The organism is Paractinoplanes tereljensis (assembly GCF_016862435.1).
Lineage (GTDB): Bacteria > Actinomycetota > Actinomycetes > Mycobacteriales > Micromonosporaceae > Actinoplanes > Actinoplanes tereljensis.
In genome coordinates this window covers 67,401-88,912 of the sequence record NZ_BOMY01000002.1, presented here as the reverse complement: position 1 = coordinate 88,912, position 21,512 = coordinate 67,401, and the positions used below count along the sequence as shown (strand labels likewise).

The following is a 21,512-nucleotide window of genomic DNA, read 5'->3' as shown; positions in this document are numbered from 1 at the left end:
GACTTCCGAACCGGTCAAAAGTAGGGGGTCTTCGAGCTGATGCCGTCGCCGGTCGCCGTCGGCACGATTGGCCGCCATGCAGACACTGCACGCCGAGAAACTCACCAAACGCTACGGCCGCCGGGCCGCCCTGCTCGACTGCGACCTGGCCGTCCCGAGTGGACACATCGTCGGTCTGGTCGGCCCGAACGGCGCCGGCAAGTCGACCCTGCTCAAACTCGCCTGCGGCCTGATCCGGCCGACCTCGGGCACCCTGGAGGTTCTGGGCTCCGTCGGATTTGTCGCCCAGGACACTCCGGTCTACGCGTCCTTCAGCGTCGCCGATCACCTGCGGATGGGCGACTGGCTCAACCCGGCCTGGGACGCCGCCCTGGCCGAACGCCGGGTCGCCGAGGTCGGCCTCGACCCGGCCCAGAAAGCCGGCCGGCTCTCCGGTGGGCAACGCGCCCAGCTCGCACTTACCCTGGCCGCCGCGAAACGCCCCGACCTGCTGATCCTCGACGAACCGGCGGCCGCACTCGACCCGCTGGCCCGCGACGCGTTCCTGCGCAGCCTGGTCGGCTTCGTCCGCGAACTGGGCGCCGGCGCCGTACTCTCCTCGCATCTGCTCGGCGACATCGCCCAGGTCTGCGACTACCTGATCGTCCTCGGCGCCGGCCGGGTCCAGGTCGCCGGCCCGGTCCGGCAGCTGCTCGCCGACCACCGGCCCGCCACCCTCGAAGAGCTGGTTCTCGACTACATGTCCCGGGCGGTGGCCCGATGATCCGGATGACCCTTCGCCAGTTCCGCCTCCCGGCCCTGGCCGGCGGCGTTCTGCTCGCCCTGGCCGCGATCTACCTGCTCCGCCTCGGCAACGCCACCCACGCCGCCCGGTTGCCCGTCGACTACCACCAGACGATGCTGTTCCTGGCCGGCGGGGCCGGCCTGGTGCCCGCGTTCCTCGGCGCGTTCTGGGGCGCCCCGCTGATCGCCCGCGAGCTGGAAACCGGCACCCACCGTCTGGTGTGGAACCAGAGCGTGCCCCGGCGTCGCTGGCTGACCGTCAAACTCGCCGTGGTCGGCCTGGCCGCGATGGCCGCCGCCGGCCTTCTCAGCGCCGCCCTGACCTGGGCCGCCGTGCCTGTCGACCGGGCGGCCGGCGACCGGTTCAGCACGGTCATGTTCGGTGCGCGGGGCGTAGCACCGATCGGCTGCGCCGCGTTCGGTTTCGTCCTGGGCGCCGTCACCGGCCTGCTGATCCGCCGCACCCTGGCCACGATGGCGGTCGTCTTCCTGGCCGTGATCGCCGTGCAGTTCGCCGTGCCGAACCTGCTGCGCCCGCACTACCTGCCGCCGGAACGGGTCACCGTGGCGATGACGGCCGACGCCATCAACCGGGCCCGCATGCTGGGCGGCATCACCGGCGCCCCGATCGTCGGCGGCCTGGAGTTCCCGGACGCCTGGATCACGCACACCAGCGAGCTGCGGACCGCCGACGGCCGCCCGCTGTCCGACCAGGCCTTCGACACCTGCTTCGCGCACGCTCCGAAAACCGGCGCGACCGGCACCTTCGGCGACATCGCCGTCTGCCTGGGCGAGCTGGACCTGCACGTAGACCTGACCTACCAGCCCAACCGCCGCTTCTGGCCCTTCCAGTGGATCGAACTGGCCGTCTACCTGGGCACCGCCGCCCTGCTGGCCGCGCTCGGCCGCTGGCGCATCCAACGCGACACCTTCGCGTAGCGGTGCGGTGTACGTTCGGGTGATGCGCCTACCCACTGCCGCGATCACCGCAGGTTCCCTCATCGGCGGCTGGCAGCTGGCCCGCCGCACCGGCATCCGCCCGCTCGGCGGCGCGGTCCTGGCCGCCGGCGGCGTGCTGGCCGGCCGCGAGTGGTCCCGGCGCACCACCCCAACGGTGACCACTGCGCTGGTGGCGACCTATGTGGGGGCGTTCGCCCTGTCCCACCCACCCCCTGGCCAAGCGCATCGGCGCCTGGCCCTCGGTCCTGGCCGTCTCGGCCTTGACCGCCGCCGCCTCCTACGCCGCCGCCGACCGCCGCCCCACCACCCGCTGACCCCCGCTCAGTCCTGGCGAGCGCGCAGGATGCTGCGCGGAGGATCCAGTGGCGGCCCGGGGCGCGTTCCGGAGATTCGTGCGGTGTTGGCGGAGCCGATGTCGGCGACCAGCTGATGGCGTAATCGACGGCCCAGGGCTATCAGCTGGTCCCCCTCCTCGGGGGAGATCTGGTCGCCCCCGTCGTCGCGCGGCCGGCCGTCGACGAAGGCCAGGCCGGCTATGTGGTTCTGCAGTTCCAGGAAGGATCTCTTGGCCGCCGCGGTCAGGAACATGCCGCCGGCATCCCGATTGAAGTACCAGTCGTGCAGTTCCTGGCGGCACTGCCGCAGGTCGGAGCCGGTGGGGCGCTCGTCTTCCAGATAGAAGCGGGGGAAGTGCCGGGTGACATAGAAGAGACGCTGGTAGGCATCGATTCGTTTGTCACGCAGCGTTCGGTCGTAGGCGTATTCCAGCTCGAGCGTCAGCTTCGGACGCAAGGTCAGATAGGTGGACAACGTTCCGGCCATCGCGCCGACCAGAGCGGCGATCAGGGCAACCCAGCCAGCCATACCATCACGGTGGCAGCCGGACGCAAACGCGCGGCAGCCGCCGGAGGCGGGGTTCCCGGCTTTGCGGTTGGCCCGCCCCGACGGCGTACTCCTAAAGGGTTTTGGCCCAATCGATGCGATAGCGCTGCTCCGGGCCGATGACCTTCTCGGGGTTCATGGCGAACTTCATGAACGCACGCATGATGATCGGCATCAGGGCTTTTCCGATCGGACCGGGAGCCTTGACGCTGTTGGTCCGGGCAGCGCGGGCGGCCACCTTTTCGACGCGGATGCGGCGCAAGCGTTCGTAGGTGGAGAAAGCCTCGGTGACGTCGGGGATGTCGCGCAGGCATTGGGCCAGTTCGATGGCGCTCTCGATGGCCAGCGAGGCGCCCTGGCCGGAGCTGTTCGACGGGGCGTGCACGGCGTCGCCGGTCAGGACCATGCGGCCGCGGTGCCAGCGCGGCACCGGCGGCATGATGTGCAGTGCGCCATTTACCGTCAGGTCTTCGGCGGGGAGCTGCCGGATCAGGTCGCCGCCGGGGGAGTCCTCGCCGTAGATCTCCAGCAGCGTGTCTTTCCACTGTGGGCGCGGGATGGCCCGGGCCTCGGCGATGGTGAGTGGGCGGTGGGGCAGATTGATGCCGATGGTGGTGCCGCCGCCCAGGGCCGGGCCGTAAAGGTAGAACCCGCGCTTGCCGAAGGCGAACACCATTGTTCCGGCCTCTTCCGGCACGGACATCGGTGAATGGCCTTCGAGGGCCAGCATTCCGGTGAAATGCGGGCCGGGCGCGGCCGGGTCGATCAGCGAGCGGACCGTGGAGTGCACGCCGTCGGCGCCGATCAGAATGTCGGCCTGGATTTCCTCGCCGTCGGCGAAGGCAGCGGCTATGCCATCCTGCCGCGAGACGGCAGTGACCAGGCGCTTTCCGTACTCGATCGGCGCGTTTGCGGCGAGGATCCGGTAGAGGTCGCTGCGGTTGATCACGTGCAGCGGGCCGGCGTCGGGCAGGCCTGGTAGTTCCAGGCGTTTGCGGCCGACCGTCATGACCTGGCGGTGGACCGGCCAGGACGCCGCCGCGGCCGGTGCGGCGGCGCCGACGATGTCCAGGGCGGCCATGCCGTTCGGGGCGATCGCGATGGTGCCGCCCACGCCGTCGGCGGTGGTCGGGTGGCTCTCGTAGACGGTGGCCTCGATGCCGGCCTTGCGCAGGGCCAGGGCCGCGACGGGGCCGGCGATGCCGCCGCCGATCACGGCGACGGTGCGTACTCGGTTCATCTGTTCCTCCCGGGATCAGGGGAACGGACCCCGGTATCCTGAGATTGCGCCCTTCGGACCGGGTTCCGCTCGTTTCGAGGGTTGGTCCCGGCGGTCTGTTGCAGCAGATCGCCGGGACCGCTTTCAGGTCTTGCGCATGGCGTCTTCCGCGAGCTGGATGATCTCGTCGGGGGCCGTGCCGGTCTCGTGGAACCGCCGCCAGTCGTCCTGACCGGGCAGCGTGCCGGATTCCAGTTCGTCGAGCAGTGACCGCATCCACGACGCCTCGGCCCGCAGCATCGCCCGGTCGTACTCCACCTCGATCAGGAACAGGCGGGGCACCTGCTCCTCGGCCAGGGTGGTGGTGGCCGCCTCGATGGCCCGGCCGACCGCCTCGAGACGCTGTTGCAGCAGCGTCACGACCTCGTCGGGGGACAACACCGGCAGCACCGAGAGTCCGCTGCGGAAGCGCGGGGACTCCGGCTCGGCGGTGGACAGCAGCTCCCGCGTCCAGTCGATCAACTCGGCCCGGCCCGCCTCGGTGATGCGGTAGACCGTGCGCTCGGGGCGCTTGCCGGCCCGGACGCTCTCCACCTCGGCGATCAGGCCGTGTTTGGCCAGGTTGCCGACGACGGTGTAGAGCGAACCCCACTTGATCTGCAGGTCTCGCTCCTTGCCCCAGCCTTTCAGGGCGGCCGCCATCTCGTAGGGGTGCATCTGCCGGAACGCGACCGCCGACAGCACCCCGAGCGCCATCGGGTTGCCGACCTTCCGCCGCTTGGCCACCACAAACTCCTCGTCCACGAATGCTCGTGGACGAGTATACGACCTACTTCAAGCCCTCCCCGGGCCCGCTCCTCGGCCGGCGCCACCGCGGGGCCGCTACGGCCCGGCGACCGGAACGGTTCCCGCCGCCGGGACGGACGTGTGACAGGGGAGGGTGATCGCGGGCTTCAGGAGCGCCGATGCCCTACGGTCGAGCACATCGACAACATTTTCGGCGGGGGCACAGCTCATGATTTTCAACCGGCCGCTGGTGAAGTGGGGGTTGCTCGGCGCGGTTGTCTTCGGGCTGCTGGCGGCCGGACTCTTCGCCGTCGACGACAGGCTCCGCAAGGACGTCGTTGAACACGGCATCCGCACCCGAGCGGTCATCATCAGCGACCACGACAACGAGATCGACCACTGGTTCACGGTCAGCTACACCGTCCAGGGCGAACAGCACAGCGCGAACCTTCGCTCCCCCTGGATCATGGACAAGGTCCGAGAGGGCCAGGAGCTGACCGTCTACGCCGACCGGACGAACCCGGACCTGATCGCCACCGAGGACGGCTACGCGACGCCAGTGTGGACCTCTGCGCCCGGCGCACTAGCTGTCTTGGCGCTACTCGGCGTCTTCGTGGCTGTCGTTGAAGGCGGGCGTTCCCTCCGCCGCGCACGCCGAGCTGATCCACGAGAAACTCCCTGACCGAGGAAATGACTCAGCTGCGTGCCATCGCCCCGGCGCGGTGCACGGTGGTCGGGCCGCTTTCGGATGGTGGCGGCTGCTACGGCAGGCTGGGTGGATGTCGGGGGCGGTGGTTTTCTGGGATTTTGAGGGCACTCTGGCCGAGCGGCCTGGGCGGTGGCGCACCTGCCTGGTGGAATGCCTGGCCGAGGTCACCGGCGGGGCATCAGCCCGGCCGCCCGCCGAGCCGGTCGCGACGATTCTCGCGTGAGGCGCGCTGCGGCCGGGGTCACCCACCTGCCTTGCGGGCGGCAGCCGCCGGAGGCGGGGTTCGCGATGGTGCGGTTGTCCGGCCCCTACGCCGTACTCACATGATTTGGAATGTCAGGTGGGTTACGCCGTGGCCTTCGGTGACTTTCGGGTCGGAAAGGCGGATGGGGGTGGTGGCGAGGTTGTCGAAGAAGCGGATTCCGCGGCCCAGCAGGACCGGGACCAGGGAGACGACTATCGCGTCCAATTCGCCGGCGTCCAGGAACTGCTGGGTGATCGACGGGGTGGCCACCGCGATGTCGCGGTCGCCGGCCTCTTTCCGGGCGGCAGAAAGGGCCTCGAGTGGGTCGGTGAAGAAGAACGCGCCGTGCTTGTCGTCGGGGACGGAATGGCTTACCACGAAGACCGGGCAGCCGACCGGGTGCGTTCCGCCCCAGCCGTTGGTCTCGTCGAAGACCCGGCGGCCGCAGATCAGCGCGCCGATCGCGCCGGCGAACGCCGGCCGCAGGTGGTCGGCGCTGGCCGGGCTGACCTGGAACGTCAGGTGTTGGACGGCGGTCGGCACGGCTACCTCGCCGTTGCCGTACCAGCCGAACAGCTCATCTACTCCGCTTTGCTCGCCGGCGATGAAACCGTCGAGCGACATCGACATCTCCGCGATTACCTTTGTCATGCCCTAGGGTCGGAGCGGCTCACTGGGCTTCGACATGGCGCTGGAAATTTTCCTCGAGAATTTTGCGGTCGGGACGGCCGATCACCCGGAGGCGGGCCATTCCGCCGTCGGGAATGATGTCCAGGCGGACGCGGTCGGCGGGGCCGGCCGGCTGCACCGGGAAACGGTGTGGGGTGTCCGGGGTCAGGGGCGCGGCCGGCAGCAGGTCGAACCATTCGCCGCCCGCCAGCGAACCGCGCAGCGACGCCCAGCCGGGGGAATTGCCCTTGAAATGGGTGGTGTCCAGGTCGACGAATTCGACCTGGGTGGGTGCGGCCAGGGTGATCTCGGCCCATTCGTTGCCGTCGACGCGGCGGCGGGCCGTCTCCCAGCCGTCGCCCATGTGCTTGGCCAGGCCGGGCTGGAGCATGTTGTCGGGGCGGCCGTAGAACATGTTGCTGCAACCGGTCACGTGGCCGCCGTTGGCCAGCGCGGCCACGTCGAACACCTCGGGCAGCAGGGCCGGATCCGGCACGACGTCGCCGTGCACGCGCAGCCGGGCCACGCCGCCGTCGGGGTGGATGGTCAGGCGCACGTGGGTGAAACGGCGGTTGTCGTGCACCGGGAACAGGTTGCGGGTGTCGCCGTCGAGCGGGCTCTTCGGCACGATCGGCACCCAGGTGGCGGCCTGCAGCGCGGCCGGCGTGGGATAGCCGTCGACGGCCAGGGCGTCCACCGAGGCGTGCGGCGGGTAGTTGCCGGTGAAGAACGCGGTGTCCACGTCGACGCCGTGGATGACGCCGGGCGCGCCGAGCCGGACGATCGCCACGTCCTGGCCGGGGGTGCGCCGGCGGCGGGTCTCCCAGCCGTCGTAGACCTGGCCCTTGTGGTCGAACGTCCGCGGCGAGTACGTCGGCGGCTCCGGCATGACCAGGTGGTCCGCGGCGGCGAAGAACTCGTCGTTGGCGAAGACCACGCCGCCGCCGAGAGCCCGGGACGCGAGGTCGGGCTTGGTGCTGAAGTCCTCCATCGTTCAGTCCTTCCTGCTCAAGAAGCTGCCGGTGGGCTCGATCTGCCCGCGCACCCACGTTTTGCGAACAACCCCATGCAAAACCTTTCCGGCGTACGGCGTGACCGGGTTCTTGTGGTGCAACGTCAGCGGGTCGACCGTGAACGTGTCGTCCGGGTCGAACACCACCAGGTCGGCGTCGGCACCCACCTCGATGCGGCCCTTCTGGGACAGCCCGACCAGGTCGGCGGGCCGCCGTGCCATCCAGTCCACCACGTCGGCGAGTCCATAGCCGCGCTCCCGGGCCGCGGTCCAGATCACCGGCAGGCCCAGCTGCACCGAGGCGATGCCACCCCAGGCGGCCGCGAAGTCGCCGGTGTCCTGCCGCTTCAGCTCCGGCGTGCAGGGGGAGTGGTCGCTGACCACGCAGGTGATCAGGCCGTCGGCCAGCGCCTGCCACAGCCGGTCGGCATTGTCGGCGTCCCGGATCGGCGGGCAGCACTTGAACTCGGTGGCACCGTCGGGGATCGTGCCGGCGTCCAGGGTCAGGTAGTGCGGGCAGGTCTCGGCCGTCACCCGTACGCCCTCGGCCTTCGCCGCCGCGATCAGCGGAAGCGCGCCGGCCGCCGAGAGATGCAGGATGTGCACGCGCCGCCCGGATTTCCGGGCCGCCTCGATCGCGGTGGCGATCGCGGCGTGCTCGGCCTCGGCCGGCCGGGAGGCGAGGAAATCGGCGTAGGTGGCCGAGGAGGCGGCGTCGTGCAGGTGGTCCGGGTCCTCGGCGTGCACCACGAACAGCGCATCGACGGCCTCCAGGGCGGTGGCCAGCTCGGCCGCGGAGACCGGCGGGAACTCGGGCACCCCGGAGTCGGCGAGGAAGGACTTGAAGCCGAAGACCCCGGCCTCGTGCAGCGCGGGCAACTTGTCAGAATTGCCAGGGATGGCGCCGCCCCAGAAACCGACGTCCACGTGGATCTGGCCGGTCGCGGCCTTCTGCTTGATCTTCAGCGCGGCGACGTCGACCGTCGGCGGCAGGCTGTTCAGCGGCATGTCGATGATCGTGGTGACGCCGCCGGCCGCCGCGGCCCGGGTGGCGGTCGCGAAACCCTCCCACTCGGTGCGGCCCGGCTCGTTGACGTGCACGTGCGTGTCGACCAGGCCGGGCAGCACCGCCGCGTCGGCCACGTCGAGGGTCAGGCCCGCCTCGACCTGCGCGTCATAGGGGCCGACCGCCACGATCTTCTCGCCGACGACCGAGACAGAGGCCGGGACGACCCCGGACGGAGTGACGACGCGGCGGGACCGCAGCACGAGATCGACCATGACTCGACCCTAAACGGCGTTCGTGTTCAGGAGATCACGTCGGGAGAGTGACCCTCAGGACAGCGACACCAGCGACGTGTGGTCGTCGATCGGCAGATCGCCGTCGGCCACCGCGAGAATCGACATCTCCGACAGAGTGAGCACCCCGGACAGGGTGGTGGCCAGCGCGGTGTCGGCGGCGTCCCGGCCGTTCACGATGCGGATCAGCGACTGCCGGGGAGCCAGCCGGGTCGAGTCCCACACCCGCCAGACGCCGTCCAGGGCGGTCTCGACGACCAGGTGGAAGTCCATCGGGCTCAGGCCGGGGGCGTAGACCGCGGCGACCCGGGCCGGGATGTCCAGCGCCCGGCACAGGGTGGCGGTCAGGTGGGCGTAGTCCCGGCAGACCCCCGCGCCGGACAGCAGGGTGTCCACCGCGTCGGTGCTCGGGCCGCTGCTGCCGACCGTGTAGAACAGGTGGTCGTGCACCCAGTCGGTGATCGCCCGCACCGCGGCGGCCGGGTCGTCGGCCCCGCCGAACAGGTTCGCGGCGAACCCACCGAGCCGGTCCGACGGGCAGTACCGACTGGGGCGCAGCGCCACGATCCGGTCCAGCGGGGAGACCGGCGCCGGCGGTGGTAGTTCGCCGACCGTCGCCCGGTATTCGATGATCAGCTTGCCCGGCTCGGCCCGCAGGTAGTGCTGGCGGCCCGGCAGCTCGTCGGCCTCGACGGAGAGGGTTTCGGTCAGCGGGGACGGCGGCGCGATCTGGAGGACCAGTTCGGCCGGTTCGGTCACGTCGAAGCCGAGCAGGCAGGCGATCTCACTCACGCACCGCACGCTATCCGCCGTAGGTTACGGTCGCGGTCGTGACTCGAACCGTGACCCTCATTCTTGTCGATTCCGCCGGGTCGGTGCTCGGCCGGCTGCCGGAGTTCGAGGTGTCGACGCCGTGGTGGCAGGAGGTGGGCGAGTTCGCCCGGCCGGACCGTCAGGTGCTGCGGTTGTTGCACGGCGACCAGCCCGGCCCGGTCGGCGGTCACGTGACCTATCTGGCCGAGGCATCCGGGCCTTTCGACCAGCTGGAAAAGACGGAGATCGACCTCGCGCCGCATCCGCTCCGGGCCCCGTACGCCGAGGTGGGCGGGCCGGCCGCGTCGCTGGCCTGGGCTCGGGAGGCGCTCGGCGTCCCGGTCACCGCCCACCAGCGCCGCACCTGGAACCTGTCGGCGATCTGGCGTCTCGACGGCGCCGACGGCCGGCCGGTCGCCTGGCTCAAGCAGGTCCCGCCGTTCTTCGCGCACGAACCGGCCGCCATCCGGCTGGCCGGGGAGATCGGGCCGCCGCTGCTGGCCGACGGCCCCGAGGGCCGGATGCTGCTCGCCCACGTCGAGGGGGAGGACCGATACGGCGCCGGCCCCGACGTGTGCGACCGGATCGCCGAGGCCTTCCACCCGGTGCAGGTGGCGCTGGCCGGGCGGGTCCCGGACACGATTCCCGGCAGCCGGCTCGACGCCGACCGGATCCGGCGGGTCGCCGAGCCCTACTTCGACCGGCTCGACGGGCTCGCCGCCCTGGTCGACGGGCTTCCGGCGCGCTTCGCGGCGGTCGCCGAATGCGGGCTTCCGGACACGCTCATGCACGGTGATCTGTACCCCGGCAACGTGCGGACCGATCCGGCCGGCAACCTCACCATCCTGGACTGGGGCGACAGCACGATCGGGCACCCGGCGTTCGACATCCTGCGGCTCACCGAGGACCTGGACGACCCGGAGCCGGTGGTGCGCCGATGGGCGTACCGCTGGAAAGAAAGCCTGCCCGGCACCGAGCCGATCCGGGCCGCCGAGCTGTTGCGGCCGGTCGCGGCGCTGCGCGCCGCCGTCGCCTACGCCGACTTCCTCGCGCAGATCGAGCCCTCCGAATGGCCCTATCATGCCCAGGACGTGCCAGAAAGCCTCGCCGCCGCCCTAGTCTGAAGGCATGACCGGGCCGCGCGGGGAGTACCTGGAGCAGATCCGGCGGGGCGGCGTCGCGCTCTCGCCGCAGCTCGCGGCCGCGTTCGGGTCGGTGCCGCGCGAGGCGTTCGTGCCCGACGGATTCCAGCGCCGGGACGGCAGTTGGGTGCGCCCGGCCGACCCCGAGTTCATGCCCGTCGTCTACAGCGACGACGTGCTGGTGACCAAGATGGACGGCCGCACCCCGACCAGCTCGTCGAGCCAGCCGTCACTGATGGCGGTCATGCTCGACGCCCTCGAGGTGACCCCCGGCCTGCGGATCCTCGAGGTGGGCGCGGGGACCGGCTACAACGCCGCCCTCCTCGCTTCGCTCGGGGCGTCGGTCACCAGCATCGACGTGCAGGAAGACGTGGCGGTCCGGGCACGCGCGGCGTTGGCCCGGGCCGGAATTGCGGGGGTACGGGTAGAGCACGCCGACGGATACGCGGGTTGGCCGGGGGAGCGCTTCGACCGGGTGATCGTGACGGTCGGGATCGCGGGGATCTCGCCGCACTGGCTGGAGCAGCTGACCGAGGGCGGTTTCGTGCTGGCCCCGGTAATCCACGCCGGCACCCACCCGGTCCTGAGGGTGAGCCGCACTAACGTTGGCGCCCCTAACGTTGGCGCCCCTAACGTTGGCGCCCCTAACGTTGGCGCCCCTAACGTTCGTCCGGCTAACGTTAGTCGCCCTAACGTTAGTGAGGCGAACGTTGGCGCGCCTGACGTTAGTGGGCGGCCGGTTTGTGCGGCTGGGTTCATGCAGGCGTCCGGGCCGCTCGTGGCGGACTTCCCCGGCGCTTTTCCGCCGCCGACCTCGGCGCTGGCCGAGCTGACCCGCTATGCCCCGCCCCGGTTCGACCCGCCGCTGACCGAGACGGCCTACCGCGACCTCTGGTACGCGACCGGCGCCTGGAACCGCCGCGCCTCCCACGCCGGAGTCCCCGGCCAGCAGCAGAGTCGCCTGGCCTTGCTAGACCACACCGGCGCGGCCGGCGCCATCCTGCCGGCCGATGGCAGCGTCTGGGCCGGCGGCGACGAGGCCGAGCAGTATGCCGCCCAAGCCGCCGCCATCCTGGACGACTGGGAAGCCGCAGGCCGTCCGCCGATCCGGGCCTGGCACGTAACCCTGGCCCTGGCCGGCGACCCGGCCCAGCCGATCTGGGTGCCCGCGACCTACCAGGTCCCCGAGCGCCGGGTCCGCCACGGCCGGCCGTCCGGGTCGTAGGCCAGCCGGTACGCCGGGATCGCCCACAACCGTTGGAACCAGGGCAACCGCTCGGTCTGGTGCGGGAACACCCGGCCGGGCGGCCGGGGACCCTTCCGGCCACCGTCCTTCCAGGACTGCAGGCGGTCGGCGGTGACGGTCATTTCCCGTACGACATCAAGCGGGTCGATCAGTCCCCGGTCGTCGTCCCGGTCGAGATGTTCGCGCGTCAGCGCGAGGCGAAGGTCCCGCGCGAAGCGGCGGGGCCCCCAGGAGTTGGGCGACCGCTCGTCCATCGTCTCGTCGAGGGTGGCGCAGGAGAGCTCGCTGTCGTGGGTCCAGGACCGGCGGTTGAAGTTGTCACTGCCGACGCTGCACCACACGTCGTCGATGACGCAGACCTTCGCGTGCACGTAGACCGGGGTGCCGGCGTGATTTTCCAGGTCGAAGACGTGGACCCGGTCGGGGGCGGCCCGGCGGCACAGGTTGATCGCTTCCTCGCGGCCGATCTCGTTGGGCGGCAGCGCGAACCGGCCATCGACGTCGGGATGCCGGGGCACGACCGCGATGAGGTGCAGTTCCGGGTTGTCGGTCAGCGCGGCGGCGAACAGGTCGGCCACCTCGGTCGACCACAGGTACTGATCTTCCAGGTAAACCAGCCGGCGCGCGTTGCGGATCGCCTTGGTGTAGCCGCGGGCCACGGTCCGCTCACCCTTCCGGGCAAAACTGTACGGCGGCCGCATAGCCGGATATGTCCGCAGAACCTGGATATTGTGCGGCCCACACGAAGGCGGGTCCGGCGGCTGCGGCGGGAGCCGGTCCGCGTGCTGGTCGGCGTGCCGCAGACGGTCGACGACCGTGGAGATCGGGCCGTGCTGGTCGAGCGGGGTGGGATCGGTCCAGCGCTCCCGGAAACAGAGATCCAGGACGCCGACCACCGGGCCGCGCAGCGCGAGCTGCACGTCGTGCCAGGGCGGATTCTTCCCGTACGCCGAGGACATCTGCACCGCCTGCGGATCACCGTGGTGGTCGGCGGTGTCGCGCCGGCTGTGGCACAGATCGATGCCACCGGCGAAGGCGATGTCCAGCTCGGGACGCCCGGGATGCCGGAGTATGACCAGTTTCTGGTGGTGTGAACCGCCGCGCCGGACCCGCTGGTCGAGCAGCACCTCGCCGCCGGCCGCGTTGATGTCGTCGCCGAGGTTGCGGTTCTCCTCCTCGCTGTACGCGAACTTGTCCAGATGGGACCGCCACAGCAGGCCCTTGACGATGACCCCGCGCTTGGCGGCCGCACCGAACAACTCGGCCACCGTCGGGCCGTCGTCGCGCATCCGCTGGTCCGGGTCGCCGCGCCAGTCGGTGAAGAACAGGTGGTCACCCTCGCGGAGGCTTTCCACCTCGGACACCAGCCGGTCAAAATACGTTATTCCATGAATTAGCGGTTCGGCGGTGTTTCCACCGCACCACGAGGGTATGGAGGAGTCCGGGTTGCCGCGCTCCTGCGCATTGAGAAACCAATCCACCGAGACACAGCCCTTTCGAGGTCAAAGACGACCTCACGCTATGCCCCTTGACGAGTAGGCGCACCTTGAACGTGCCCGCTCACAGTCCCCGGAGGGATCAGCCCATGAGCAGCGAGCCGCTCGCCACGACCACTGCCATCACCGACGCCACCGATGCCGCCGCCGCGGAAAAGGGCCTGCTCATCGCGGTCCTGCTGCTGGTCCTGTTGGGTGCTTCCGCCATGCTCTTCATGGTCTGATGGCTTTGATGGACAGGGTCGTGGGCACCGGATCACCGCCCTCGGCGAAATCGGTCAGCACCAGACCGGCGTCCAGAAAAGCCCGCAACAGTGCCGGCAGCGGCAAATGCGTCGCGCCGACCCGATTGCGTACTCCCTCGGTGGTCCACGAATGTTTGGTCCAGTACCCGTCCAGATAACCGCGGCTGATGACCACGGCCTCCGGGTCGGAGCGGTCGGCGAACCCGCCGCAGAACGCCGGATGCACCCCGACATGCACGAACACCCCGCCCGGCCGTAGCACTCGGGCGACCTCCCGCAGCACGGCCGGGTAGTCCGGCATGTCGGTGTGCACCATCATCGCGACGACCGCGCCAAGCGCGGCGTCGCGGACCGGCAGCCGGGTCGCATCACCCCGAGCGATCGGCAGCCTTTCCCGGGCGTACGCCAACATGCGCGTCGAAAGATCGACCCCGACCGGATTCCAACCGAGCTCACGCAGCTGAGCGGCGTGCACCCCGGTGCCGCAACCCACCTCGAGGCAGAGCCCGTCACCGGGCCCGAGCAATTCCGCCAGCGAGGCCCGGATCCCGATCGGGTCACCGGGGGTCGACGCCGGCAGGAACTGCTTCTCGTACCAGTCGGCGATCTCGTCGTAAACCGCGATGGGCGTCATCACCTCATGCTGCCGCCGCCCGGCCCGGCCCGCCGCCCCGGACGGTCCGCCCTCAGCGAACGCGGATCACAGCACCCACTCGTCGTCCCGGATGATGTCGACAGTGCCGCGCGGCCCGGTGCCGGTGACCGTGATGCCGTCGCCGCCGATGACCACGTCGGTGTGCACGCCGGACTGGTTCAGCCCCAGGTCGACCCGCTGCTCCGGGGTCATCGCCAGGCCGCCCTCGACCGACCACGGGAAGCTCTGCCCCCAGGCCACGTGGCAACCGGCGTTCTCGTCGTAGAGCGTGTTGTGGAAGACGATGCCGGCCTTCGCGATCCGGCTGTCCCGGTCGACAAGCGACACCTCACCCAGGAACCGGGCACCCTCGTCGGCGTCGATCTGGGCGCGGATCACGTCGCCGCCCTCGTCCGCCCACACCTCGGTGATCCGCCCGCCCTTGAACGTCACCCGCAGCCCGGTGATCAGCTGACCCGCGATCACCATCGGCCGGGTGACCCGGATCGTGCCGTCCGCGCGCCGCCGGTCGGGGCTGGTGAAGACCTCCTCGGTGGGGAGGTTGGGCAGGTAGGGGATGCCGTCGTGGTCGATCAGCCCGCCGCCGGTCCAGCGCGCGTTCGGCGGCAGCCCGACCGCCAGGTCGGTGCCCTCGCCGAGGTAGTGCACGGCGGTCAGCTCCAGCGCGTCGAGCTGCTTGGCCCGGGCCGCGAGGGTGGCCGTGCGGGCCTGCCACTCGGCGACCGGATCGGCCGAGTCGAGCCGCATCGCGGTGCTCACCGCCGCCCACAGCCGGTCGACGTCGGGCTCACCGAAGATCTGCTTGGCCCAGCCCGGGTTCGGCGCCGCCACCAGCGACCAGCGCATGCCGGCGAACATCGCGTCCCGCCGGGCCCGCACCTCGTCGTGCCGGCGGGCGGCCACCCGGGCCGGGTCGGCACCGTCGAACAGGTGCGGGTCGGGGTCGCCGACCAGCCCGATCGAGGCGACCCCGGCGGCCCGCCACTCGGCGATCCGGGCGAGCGCCCACGGCCGGCTCGCGGAGAGCTCCTCGACCGTCGCGTGATCGACCGCCGATCGCTGGATCGGCCCGTCGGTGAAGATGACCTCCACCCAGCCGGCCCCGGCCCGATAGGCGGCCTCGACCACGGCGCGGGCGATCTCCAGATGCGCGGTGTCGCTGTCGACCACGACGCCCTGACCCGGCTGGACATTGACCCCGGCCCGGACGACCAGGTCAGCTAAGCGCTCGATCTGTCCCATGCGGGACAGACTAGATCAGCGGTGAAGTGCCGGTGGTGCCCCGTGACATGGTGCAGTTTGCGGGCCAAGGAACGAATGCCAACGAAAGCCACAAACTTTTCTACACAATATCTGGCAAACGTGTCTTATCTTCGAACCTGCGTAACGCAGTTAGCGTACAGCCGACAGGTTTTCCTTGTTCGCCGCTTGCTGTCAGCCGTCTGACACCTCACGATGAGTTACATCAAGGAGGTCGTCATGGCACTCAATTCGGGTACCTCGGCAGCCAGTCACAGCGGGCAGACCGTCTACTACCGCGGTCGCCGCATTCGCGTCACCAGCCACCACATCGATGCCGTCGACGAGGGTTTCTTCCTGGTTCGCGACCTGAGCCAGTTGACGCGAGTCCTCTCGTACCAGTACCCGGCTCGCAAGGTCGCGCTCATCAGCGGCGGCATCGAACTGCTGCTCGGCCTGGCGCTCTCCGCGTTCTTCGGGGTGGCGGTCCTGCTCGGCGTGGCCGTCATCGACGCCGGCGGCCTCGCCGCCGCGATCCTGCTCGACAGCCGCCGTAATCCACGCTGGATGGAGCTACGAGCCACCCACCGCGGCCAGCAGACCGTGCTGTTCCGCAGCCGCGACCAGCGCGAGTTCGAGCAGGTGCGGCGCGCCGTGATCCGAGCGATCGAAGCCAACCGCTGGTAGCACTCAGGGAGTCCGAATGGAGTCCCGAATCTGCTCGATCGTCTCGATCGCGTCCTCCCCGGTGCGGCCATAGGCGAGCAGATCTTTGAAGATTTCTTGGAACAGTTCTGTCCGTTCCTTGTCCGTAATCAGCGCGTCGGCACCGGCCGCAGCTTCGACGAAAAGAACGTCCTTGTGGCGCTCGCCGCCGAATTGCAGCAGCTCGAAGTTGCCACCGATGCCAGGCTGATGAACCATGTCGATCGGGATCACGCCGATCGAGTAGGCCGGCTCGGCGGCCAGTTCGAGAAGGTGCGTCAGCTGCCGGCGCAGGGCGTCGCGGCCGCCGATCGGACGTCGCAGGACGGCCTCGTCGATCACCGCCACCATGCGCGGCGGACCTGACTTGGCCAGCCGCTCCTGGAATGCCTGTTGCCGGTCCATGCGCAATTTGACCCGCGCGAGAGTCTCTTTGTCATCGGGGCTGCGCCGAGTGGACAGACCGGTGACCGCATGAGCGTATTCCCGCGTCTGGAGAAGTCCCGGGATGAACAGCATCTGCCAAACATTGATGGTCTTGGCTTCGCTCTCGTACGCCACGAAGCGTTGGAAATCGCCCTCGAGTCGATGCTTGCTGTACCACTGCCGGGTGCGAGAAGCCTGGGAGAGCCGGGCCAGCGCGGCCATTTCGTCGGGGTCGTCGACACCGTAGTAGGTGAGCAGCGCGCGCACCTCAAGCGGCTGGACGGTGACCTCGCCTTTTTCGATCCGGGCCAGCTTCGAGATCGACCAGCCGGTGTGCTCGGCGACGGTGGCCGGCGACAACTCGCTGGCCTCACGAAGCTGCTTCAGCCGAAACCGGACCAGCTCGCGGGCAACGGCGGGACCGACCTCCGGCGTACTGGTCGCGGCGGAGGAATCAGGCGAGTCGGGCATGGCCTCGATCATCCAGGTGTTGCCCCGGTGAGTCAAAGGGATCTGCGAATTGCAAGTAGCCGAAACCCATCGGCGAGAGCCTATCGTATTTCGGCGCGAATGCCAGAACTTCAGGAGACATGAATGGCTCTGAATATCCGGTACTGTGAGTGATCGGTCGGCTTCATGGTGGCAGGACATGTGGCCGAGCCGATGGCGGGAGGGACGATGGACTATCGAGGCCACCTCACCTGACGGAAGAGCACACGGAGTTCCGGGGGCGCTTGCGTGGAGATCGCCGAGAAGGGCGATGCGGTCTACATCCGCGATTCGAAGGATCCGGCCGGGCCGGTGCTTACCTTCGGGCGCGACGCCTGGACGGCGTTCGTTGACGACGTCAGGACGACAGCGATCCGCTGATCGACTCGAGTAGGGCGGTCGCCTCGGCGCCGGTGACCGCCGACGTGAGCATTGACTCGACCGTCTCGCGGTGCCGCCGGACCAGCTCCGGGTCGGTATCGATCTCGTCGCCGTTGACGCCTTCGAAGAACACCGCGGCTGGCCCCTCGGCGACCTGGTGGATCTCGAGCGACCCGGTCAGGCCGGGGTATGCCCCGTGGCCGAGGGGGACGATCGCCAGCGTGATGGTGTCGAGCTTGGACACCGCGACGAGATGGTCGAGCTGCTCGCGCATCACCGCCGGACCGCCGACGACGCGGCGGACAGCGGCCTCGTCGATCACGGCCCAGAGCCGCGGCGGCCGTGTGCCCTTCAGCCGTGACTCGAACGCGCGAGCCCGTTGCATGCGGACGCCGACGCGCTCGGTGAGCTCGGTGGCGCCGGGTGCCAGCTGAGCGATCCCACCGATCATCGAGGCGGCGTAGCCCTCGACCTGCAGCAGGCCCGGGAGGAAATTGGGCTGGACCTGGAAGATCTCCGTCGACTCCTGCTCCAGCCTCATCAGCTGATTGAAGGCCTCTGGCCCTCGGGCGTCGTTGATCTCCACCGAACCCATTCCCGGTCCTCTCATCAGGTCAGCATAGTTCCGACAGCCTTCGGCCGTCTGCATTTTGCAGACTGCAGGTTTTCACACACTAGCCCCGGACGTCGAGGTCGACACGGTGTCGTATTCCCGTCCCGAAATCCGACAATGCTGGCATAACTGTCAGAGCCGCAGGCGCATCGCCGGATCCGGGGTGCGGACGAAGCCCAGCGAGCGGTACAGCGGCTCACCGTCGGGTGACGCCCGTAGGTCCACCTTGCCGATGCCCTGCTCGCGGAACCACTGAAGGAGCGCGGTCAGGCATTGCCGGCTGAAGCCCCGGCGACGCATGTCGGGGTCGGTGGCGACGCTGAAGACGTACCCGGAGCGGCCGGCCGGGTTGCCGGGGCTGCCCAGCCGGGTCTCGACGGTGCCGATCGCGCAGGAGGCCAGTCCGGTGCCGTCCGGCCGGTCGACCACGAACGCGGCCAGCGCGGGCGACCCCAGCCGCTCGGTCAGCGTCTGCCGGGCAGGTTCCCGCCAAGCGTCGTCCCAGTCCGACGGGCTCAGGCTCTGCAACATCACGGCTCGCAGGCGGATCAACTCGTCGGCGTCCGCGTGGCCGGCGGGGCGGGCAATCATGGCACGGACGTTAACCGGACGGGGGCAGCGCCGAGTATTGAATATCCACTAGCGTCCCAGCATGGCTCGCGGCGTTGGTCTGCTTCCGGCGCTGGTCTGGGGTGTCCTGGCCGGCTTCTGGCGCCCGCGCGGGCCGATCTTCCCGATTGACGCGGTCGCCATCCTGGTCATCAGCGTCGTGGTCGGGGTGATCGCCGGGCGAATCGTCCGGTCGCGCTGGGCCATTCTGCTGGCGCCGATCTTCTTCGCGCTGGCCGGGGAGATCACCCGGGTGGGCTTCACCGGGCCGACTGTCGACTACCCGCGGCCGACCGCGCTCGGGCTGCTCGCGCTGATCGTCGGGCGGGGGCTCTATGCGCTGCTCGCGCTGCTGCCGATGGCGGTGGGGGCCGCCTACGGCGCCGGGTCGCGGCGGCGCAGTCGCAGCGCCTGGCGGTTCGTGGGGCGGTTCGTGGCCGGGGTCTTCGCGCTTGTCGTGCTGGTCACGGGAGTGGCGGTGGTGCTTCCGGGGCGGGTCGCGCCGATCCCGGGCGGGATCTCCGAGATGGCGTACGCCGGGAAGATCGGCCTGATGATCCGGGGAGCCCGGGCCACCGCGCCGGTGTTGCTGTTCGTGCCGGGAGCGCCGGGTGGCTCGGAGTTGGCCGCCATGCGGCAGCGGCTCGGTGTGCTGGAGCAGACGTTCGTGGTGGTGACCATGGATCGGCGGGGTGGTGGGCGGTCGTTCGGGGCGCTCGATCCGACGCCGACGTTCACCGTGGACGACGAGCGGCGCACCGTGCTGGCCGTCACCGACTACCTCCGCACCCGGTTCCGGCGCGACAAGATCTACCTGGTGGCGCACTCCGGCGGCACGATCGGGGCGACCCTCGCGGTGCAGGACTCGCCGGACAAGTTTGCCGCCTACGTCGGGGTCGGGCAGGTCGCCGATCCGACCGCCAGCGACCGCACGCAATACGACGACACCCTGGCCTGGGCGCGATCCAAGGGCGACACCGCGCTGGTCGCCCGCCTCACCCAGGTGGGTCGGCCGCCCTACGCGAACATCTACGGGTACGAACCGATGGTGCTCAACGAGGACGCGGTGTACGGGTCGGACAACGGCGACGCGCTGCTGGAAAATGCGCAGGCGCCGGAGCTCGGGGTGCTCGACAAGGTGCACGTCGTGGCCGGGTTCCTGGACTCGTTCGACGCCCTCTACCCCGGGGTGCGCGGTGTCGACTTCCGGACACAGGTGCCCTCCCTCGGCGTACCCGTCTATTTTGTTGCCGGAGACCGTGAGGTGCCCGCCCGCGTGCGTGACCTCAACCTGTGGTTCTCGGCGCTGCAAGCGCCGCGCAAAGAGATCGTCACCCTCAAGGACGCGGGGCACCGGTCGATGTTCGATCAGCCGGCGCAGTTCGAGGCGGTTCTGAAGCGGGTCCTGGCCGAGAACGCCGGGAACCCGTGACCGACGGCACTTGTTGTTTCAGATTTGAAAGAGTTACCGTGTGAGCATGGCCGAACCGCTGAGCGACAACGAACAGCGCGCCTGGCGCACCTTCATCGAGAGTTCGTGGGCGCTGCACACGCACCTCGAGGACGATCTGCGCGCCGCGACCGGTCTCAGCATGAACGATTATCACGTGCTCGTGGTGCTCTCCGAGGCGCCCGGGCACCGGCTGCGGATGGGCGAGCTGGCCGGCCACCTGGTCTTCTCGCCGAGCCGGGTCACCTACCAGATCAACTCGATGGTCAAGCGAGGACTGGTGCTCAAGCAGCCCTGTCCCGAGGACGGCCGTGGTCAGGAAGCCATCCTCACCGACGACGGGATGGCCGCCCTCGAGGCGGCCGCGCCGCTGCACCTGATCACCGTTCGGGACCGGTTCATCGACCGGCTCGACCCCGACGAGCTCGACGTCATCGCCCGGGTTTTCGACAAAGTAAGGAAGGCCTGAGATGCCCGCCATCACTGTCGACGACGTATTGGTCCTGCCCCGCCTGCCGCAGCTGGGGGAGGGCACCGACTTCCGGTCGGTGCGTCGGCTCACCACCGCGCCCTCCGGCTACGAGGGCGAGGGCTTCCCGGTGCGCCGGGCCTTCGCCGGGGTGCCGATGAACGAGCTCGACCCGTTCATCCACCTGGACCAGATGGGTGAGGTCGACTACGCGCCGGGCGAGCCCAAGGGCACGCCGTGGCACCCGCACCGCGGCTTCGAGACGGTCACCTACATGATCGACGGGATCATGGACCACCAGGACTCGCTCGGCGGCGGTGGCACCATCACCAACGGCGACACCCAGTGGATGACCGCCGGCCAGGGCATCCTGCACATCGAGGCGCCGCCCGAGCACCTGGTCACCAGCGGCGGCCTCTTCCATGGCCTGCAGCTGTGGGTCAACCTGCCCCGCGCGGCCAAAATGATCACCCCGAAGTACCAGGACATCCGCGGCCGCGAGTCGGCCCTGCTGACCTCGCCGGACGGCGGCAGCCTGATCCGGATCATCGCGGGCGAGGTCGCCGGGCACGCCGGTCCCGGTTCCACCTTCACCCCGATCAACCTGGCGCACGTCACGCTGCAGCCCGGCGCCCGGCTCGACCTGCCCTGGCAGCCGGACTACAACGCCCTGGTCTACGTGCTGGCCGGCCGGGGCACGGTCGGTGTCGAGCGGCGGCCGATCCAGATGGGCCAGCTCGCCGCGCACGGCGCCGGCGACGCGATCCGGGTCGAGGCCGACCCGGCCCAGGACTCGAACATCCCGGCCATGGAGCTGTTCGTGATGGGTGGCCGGCCGATCCGCGAGCCGGTGGCGCACTACGGCCCGTTCGTGATGAACACCCGTGAGGAACTGGCCCAGGCCTTCGAGGACTTCAAGAAGGGCCGCCTGGGCGTCGTCCCGGCCGGCCGCCTCCCGCACACCGACTGAG

25 protein-coding genes and 1 pseudogene are annotated in these 21,512 nt (G+C 69.8%); 13 read left to right on the top strand and 13 right to left on the bottom strand.

The features are described from left to right. The first annotated feature begins 76 nt into the window (after positions 1-76). The 3 genes from Ate02nite_RS01740 (at position 77) to Ate02nite_RS49360 (ending at position 2,057) form a co-directional block, all read left to right on the top strand. On the top strand, positions 77-763 hold the full coding sequence (locus Ate02nite_RS01740) for an ABC transporter ATP-binding protein (protein ID WP_203797858.1): 687 nt from the start codon (positions 77-79) through the stop codon (positions 761-763). Next, positions 760-1,722: an ABC-2 membrane transporter-related protein gene (locus tag Ate02nite_RS01735; protein ID WP_203797856.1), complete on the top strand. Its 963-nt coding sequence runs from the start codon at positions 760-762 to the stop codon at positions 1,720-1,722. Before Ate02nite_RS01740 ends, Ate02nite_RS01735 begins: the two co-directional genes overlap by 4 nt. Positions 1,723-1,922: 200 nt before the next feature. Further along, entirely contained in the window at positions 1,923-2,057 is a 135-nt protein-coding gene (locus Ate02nite_RS49360) for a hypothetical protein (protein WP_275422754.1), read from the top strand. Between the two features lie 7 nt (positions 2,058-2,064). Here Ate02nite_RS49360 and Ate02nite_RS01725 read toward each other — a convergent pair whose 3' ends face one another. From Ate02nite_RS01725 to Ate02nite_RS01715, 3 genes are all read right to left on the bottom strand, one after another. Continuing rightward, a complete protein-coding gene (locus Ate02nite_RS01725; RefSeq protein ID WP_203797854.1) occupies positions 2,065-2,607 on the bottom strand; it encodes a hypothetical protein in 543 nt (180 codons plus the stop codon). A 91-nt stretch (positions 2,608-2,698) separates the two neighbouring features. Further along, on the bottom strand, positions 2,699-3,865 hold the full coding sequence (locus Ate02nite_RS01720) for an FAD-dependent monooxygenase (RefSeq protein WP_203797852.1): 1,167 nt from the start codon (positions 3,863-3,865) through the stop codon (positions 2,699-2,701). Between the two features lie 123 nt (positions 3,866-3,988). Further along, positions 3,989-4,648 carry a PadR family transcriptional regulator gene (locus Ate02nite_RS01715; protein ID WP_239147057.1) on the bottom strand — a complete coding sequence of 220 codons (660 nt, stop codon included), beginning with the start codon at positions 4,646-4,648 and terminating at the stop codon, positions 3,989-3,991. 136 nt (positions 4,649-4,784) lie between these two features. On the opposite strand from Ate02nite_RS01715, the gene Ate02nite_RS01710 reads away from it, so the two are divergent. Both Ate02nite_RS01710 and Ate02nite_RS01705 read left to right on the top strand, forming a co-directional pair. Next, entirely contained in the window at positions 4,785-5,312 is a 528-nt protein-coding gene (locus tag Ate02nite_RS01710) for a hypothetical protein (protein ID WP_203797850.1), read from the top strand. Positions 5,313-5,409: 97 nt separating this feature from the next. Beyond that, complete coding sequence (locus tag Ate02nite_RS01705; protein ID WP_203797848.1) at positions 5,410-5,562, top strand: hypothetical protein; 153 nt, start codon at positions 5,410-5,412, stop codon at positions 5,560-5,562. A 96-nt stretch (positions 5,563-5,658) separates the two neighbouring features. Here the strand turns inward: Ate02nite_RS01705 and Ate02nite_RS01700 are convergent, their stop codons facing one another. Genes Ate02nite_RS01700 through Ate02nite_RS01685 form a run of 4 tightly spaced genes read right to left on the bottom strand, consistent with a single transcriptional unit; the run spans position 5,659 to position 9,355 of the window. Beyond that, the gene (locus tag Ate02nite_RS01700; RefSeq protein ID WP_239147056.1) at positions 5,659-6,234 is read right to left on the bottom strand and encodes a dihydrofolate reductase family protein; all 576 of its coding nucleotides are present in this window, start codon (positions 6,232-6,234) and stop codon (positions 5,659-5,661) included. A 19-nt stretch (positions 6,235-6,253) separates the two neighbouring features. Then, positions 6,254-7,243, bottom strand: a complete 990-nt coding sequence (gene alc, locus Ate02nite_RS01695) for an allantoicase (RefSeq protein WP_203797846.1) — start codon at positions 7,241-7,243, stop codon at positions 6,254-6,256. A gap of 3 nt (positions 7,244-7,246) precedes the next feature. Next, a complete protein-coding gene (allB, locus tag Ate02nite_RS01690; RefSeq protein ID WP_203797844.1) occupies positions 7,247-8,545 on the bottom strand; it encodes an allantoinase AllB in 1,299 nt (432 codons plus the stop codon). 54 nt (positions 8,546-8,599) lie between these two features. Next, entirely contained in the window at positions 8,600-9,355 is a 756-nt protein-coding gene (locus Ate02nite_RS01685; protein WP_203797842.1) for a transglutaminase-like domain-containing protein, read from the bottom strand. 38 nt (positions 9,356-9,393) lie between these two features. Here Ate02nite_RS01685 and Ate02nite_RS01680 point away from each other — a divergent pair, with 38 nt between their 5' ends. Both Ate02nite_RS01680 and Ate02nite_RS49940 read left to right on the top strand, forming a co-directional pair. Next, a complete protein-coding gene (locus Ate02nite_RS01680) occupies positions 9,394-10,500 on the top strand; it encodes a phosphotransferase family protein (RefSeq protein ID WP_203797840.1) in 1,107 nt (368 codons plus the stop codon). A 4-nt stretch (positions 10,501-10,504) separates the two neighbouring features. Next, entirely contained in the window at positions 10,505-11,743 is a 1,239-nt protein-coding gene (locus tag Ate02nite_RS49940) for a protein-L-isoaspartate O-methyltransferase family protein (RefSeq protein WP_203797838.1), read from the top strand. Here the strand turns inward: Ate02nite_RS49940 and Ate02nite_RS01670 are convergent. Further along, a complete protein-coding gene (locus Ate02nite_RS01670; RefSeq protein WP_203797836.1) occupies positions 11,692-13,245 on the bottom strand; it encodes a phospholipase D family protein in 1,554 nt (517 codons plus the stop codon). The two genes, Ate02nite_RS49940 and Ate02nite_RS01670, sit on opposite strands and share 52 nt — an antisense overlap. A 104-nt stretch (positions 13,246-13,349) precedes the next feature. On the opposite strand from Ate02nite_RS01670, the gene Ate02nite_RS49355 reads away from it, so the two are divergent. Beyond that, complete coding sequence (locus Ate02nite_RS49355; RefSeq protein ID WP_275422752.1) at positions 13,350-13,484, top strand: hypothetical protein; 135 nt, start codon at positions 13,350-13,352, stop codon at positions 13,482-13,484. On the opposite strand, the gene Ate02nite_RS01665 is transcribed toward Ate02nite_RS49355, so the two are convergent. Further along, complete coding sequence (locus Ate02nite_RS01665) at positions 13,474-14,139, bottom strand: class I SAM-dependent methyltransferase (RefSeq protein WP_239147055.1); 666 nt, start codon at positions 14,137-14,139, stop codon at positions 13,474-13,476. The genes Ate02nite_RS49355 and Ate02nite_RS01665 overlap by 11 nt on opposite strands. 66 nt (positions 14,140-14,205) lie before the next feature. Next, complete coding sequence (locus tag Ate02nite_RS01660) at positions 14,206-15,402, bottom strand: aminopeptidase (RefSeq protein ID WP_203797834.1); 1,197 nt, start codon at positions 15,400-15,402, stop codon at positions 14,206-14,208. 237 nt (positions 15,403-15,639) lie between these two features. Here Ate02nite_RS01660 and Ate02nite_RS01655 point away from each other — a divergent pair, with 237 nt between their 5' ends. Further along, entirely contained in the window at positions 15,640-16,086 is a 447-nt protein-coding gene (locus Ate02nite_RS01655; RefSeq protein WP_203797832.1) for a DUF6232 family protein, read from the top strand. Positions 16,087-16,089: 3 nt separating this feature from the next. Here Ate02nite_RS01655 and Ate02nite_RS01650 read toward each other — a convergent pair whose 3' ends face one another. Further along, entirely contained in the window at positions 16,090-17,013 is a 924-nt protein-coding gene (locus Ate02nite_RS01650; RefSeq protein WP_203797830.1) for a helix-turn-helix domain-containing protein, read from the bottom strand. Between the two features lie 222 nt (positions 17,014-17,235). On the opposite strand from Ate02nite_RS01650, the pseudogene Ate02nite_RS01645 reads away from it, so the two are divergent. Further along, a pseudogene (locus Ate02nite_RS01645) lies at positions 17,236-17,400 on the top strand (DUF397 domain-containing protein); the annotation flags it as partial. On the opposite strand, the gene Ate02nite_RS01640 reads toward Ate02nite_RS01645, so the two are convergent. Both Ate02nite_RS01640 and Ate02nite_RS01635 read right to left on the bottom strand, forming a co-directional pair. Beyond that, on the bottom strand, positions 17,378-18,010 hold the full coding sequence (locus Ate02nite_RS01640) for a DUF5753 domain-containing protein (protein WP_203797826.1): 633 nt from the start codon (positions 18,008-18,010) through the stop codon (positions 17,378-17,380). The pseudogene Ate02nite_RS01645 and the gene Ate02nite_RS01640 sit on opposite strands and share 23 nt — an antisense overlap. Before the next feature lie 135 nt (positions 18,011-18,145). Further along, the gene (locus Ate02nite_RS01635; RefSeq protein WP_203797824.1) at positions 18,146-18,604 is read right to left on the bottom strand and encodes a GNAT family N-acetyltransferase; all 459 of its coding nucleotides are present in this window, start codon (positions 18,602-18,604) and stop codon (positions 18,146-18,148) included. Between the two features lie 61 nt (positions 18,605-18,665). On the opposite strand from Ate02nite_RS01635, the gene Ate02nite_RS01630 reads away from it, so the two are divergent. Genes Ate02nite_RS01630 through Ate02nite_RS01620 form a run of 3 tightly spaced genes read left to right on the top strand, consistent with a single transcriptional unit; the run spans position 18,666 to position 21,511 of the window. Further along, positions 18,666-20,054, top strand: coding sequence for an alpha/beta fold hydrolase (locus Ate02nite_RS01630; protein WP_203797822.1), 1,389 nt, complete (start codon positions 18,666-18,668; stop codon positions 20,052-20,054). A gap of 46 nt (positions 20,055-20,100) precedes the next feature. Next, on the top strand, positions 20,101-20,541 hold the full coding sequence (locus Ate02nite_RS01625) for a MarR family winged helix-turn-helix transcriptional regulator (protein WP_203797820.1): 441 nt from the start codon (positions 20,101-20,103) through the stop codon (positions 20,539-20,541). 1 nt (position 20,542) lies between these two features. Continuing rightward, entirely contained in the window at positions 20,543-21,511 is a 969-nt protein-coding gene (locus Ate02nite_RS01620; RefSeq protein WP_203797818.1) for a pirin family protein, read from the top strand. Position 21,512 lies beyond the last annotated feature (1 nt).

What these genes read in the sequence shown, in the direction of transcription:
- Ate02nite_RS01740 (WP_203797858.1), top strand. Translation starts at nt 77, where the DNA reads ATGCAGACACTGCACGCCGAGAAACTCACCAAACGCTACGGCCGCCGG.
- Ate02nite_RS01735 (WP_203797856.1), top strand. Translation starts at nt 760, where the DNA reads ATGATCCGGATGACCCTTCGCCAGTTCCGCCTCCCGGCCCTGGCCGGC.
- Ate02nite_RS49360 (WP_275422754.1), top strand. Translation starts at nt 1,923, where the DNA reads ATGTGGGGGCGTTCGCCCTGTCCCACCCACCCCCTGGCCAAGCGCATC.
- Ate02nite_RS01725 (WP_203797854.1), bottom strand. Translation starts at nt 2,607, where the DNA reads ATGGCTGGCTGGGTTGCCCTGATCGCCGCTCTGGTCGGCGCGATGGCC.
- Ate02nite_RS01720 (WP_203797852.1), bottom strand. Translation starts at nt 3,865, where the DNA reads ATGAACCGAGTACGCACCGTCGCCGTGATCGGCGGCGGCATCGCCGGC.
- Ate02nite_RS01705 (WP_203797848.1), top strand. Translation starts at nt 5,410, where the DNA reads ATGTCGGGGGCGGTGGTTTTCTGGGATTTTGAGGGCACTCTGGCCGAG.
- Ate02nite_RS01700 (WP_239147056.1), bottom strand. Translation starts at nt 6,234, where the DNA reads ATGACAAAGGTAATCGCGGAGATGTCGATGTCGCTCGACGGTTTCATC.
- alc (WP_203797846.1), bottom strand. Translation starts at nt 7,243, where the DNA reads ATGGAGGACTTCAGCACCAAGCCCGACCTCGCGTCCCGGGCTCTCGGC.
- allB (WP_203797844.1), bottom strand. Translation starts at nt 8,545, where the DNA reads ATGGTCGATCTCGTGCTGCGGTCCCGCCGCGTCGTCACTCCGTCCGGG.
- Ate02nite_RS49940 (WP_203797838.1), top strand. Translation starts at nt 10,505, where the DNA reads ATGACCGGGCCGCGCGGGGAGTACCTGGAGCAGATCCGGCGGGGCGGC.
- Ate02nite_RS49355 (WP_275422752.1), top strand. Translation starts at nt 13,350, where the DNA reads ATGAGCAGCGAGCCGCTCGCCACGACCACTGCCATCACCGACGCCACC.
- Ate02nite_RS01665 (WP_239147055.1), bottom strand. Translation starts at nt 14,139, where the DNA reads ATGACGCCCATCGCGGTTTACGACGAGATCGCCGACTGGTACGAGAAG.
- Ate02nite_RS01660 (WP_203797834.1), bottom strand. Translation starts at nt 15,402, where the DNA reads ATGGGACAGATCGAGCGCTTAGCTGACCTGGTCGTCCGGGCCGGGGTC.
- Ate02nite_RS01655 (WP_203797832.1), top strand. Translation starts at nt 15,640, where the DNA reads ATGGCACTCAATTCGGGTACCTCGGCAGCCAGTCACAGCGGGCAGACC.
- Ate02nite_RS01650 (WP_203797830.1), bottom strand. Translation starts at nt 17,013, where the DNA reads ATGATCGAGGCCATGCCCGACTCGCCTGATTCCTCCGCCGCGACCAGT.
- Ate02nite_RS01640 (WP_203797826.1), bottom strand. Translation starts at nt 18,010, where the DNA reads ATGAGAGGACCGGGAATGGGTTCGGTGGAGATCAACGACGCCCGAGGG.
- Ate02nite_RS01635 (WP_203797824.1), bottom strand. Translation starts at nt 18,604, where the DNA reads ATGATTGCCCGCCCCGCCGGCCACGCGGACGCCGACGAGTTGATCCGC.
- Ate02nite_RS01630 (WP_203797822.1), top strand. Translation starts at nt 18,666, where the DNA reads ATGGCTCGCGGCGTTGGTCTGCTTCCGGCGCTGGTCTGGGGTGTCCTG.
- Ate02nite_RS01625 (WP_203797820.1), top strand. Translation starts at nt 20,101, where the DNA reads ATGGCCGAACCGCTGAGCGACAACGAACAGCGCGCCTGGCGCACCTTC.
- Ate02nite_RS01620 (WP_203797818.1), top strand. Translation starts at nt 20,543, where the DNA reads ATGCCCGCCATCACTGTCGACGACGTATTGGTCCTGCCCCGCCTGCCG.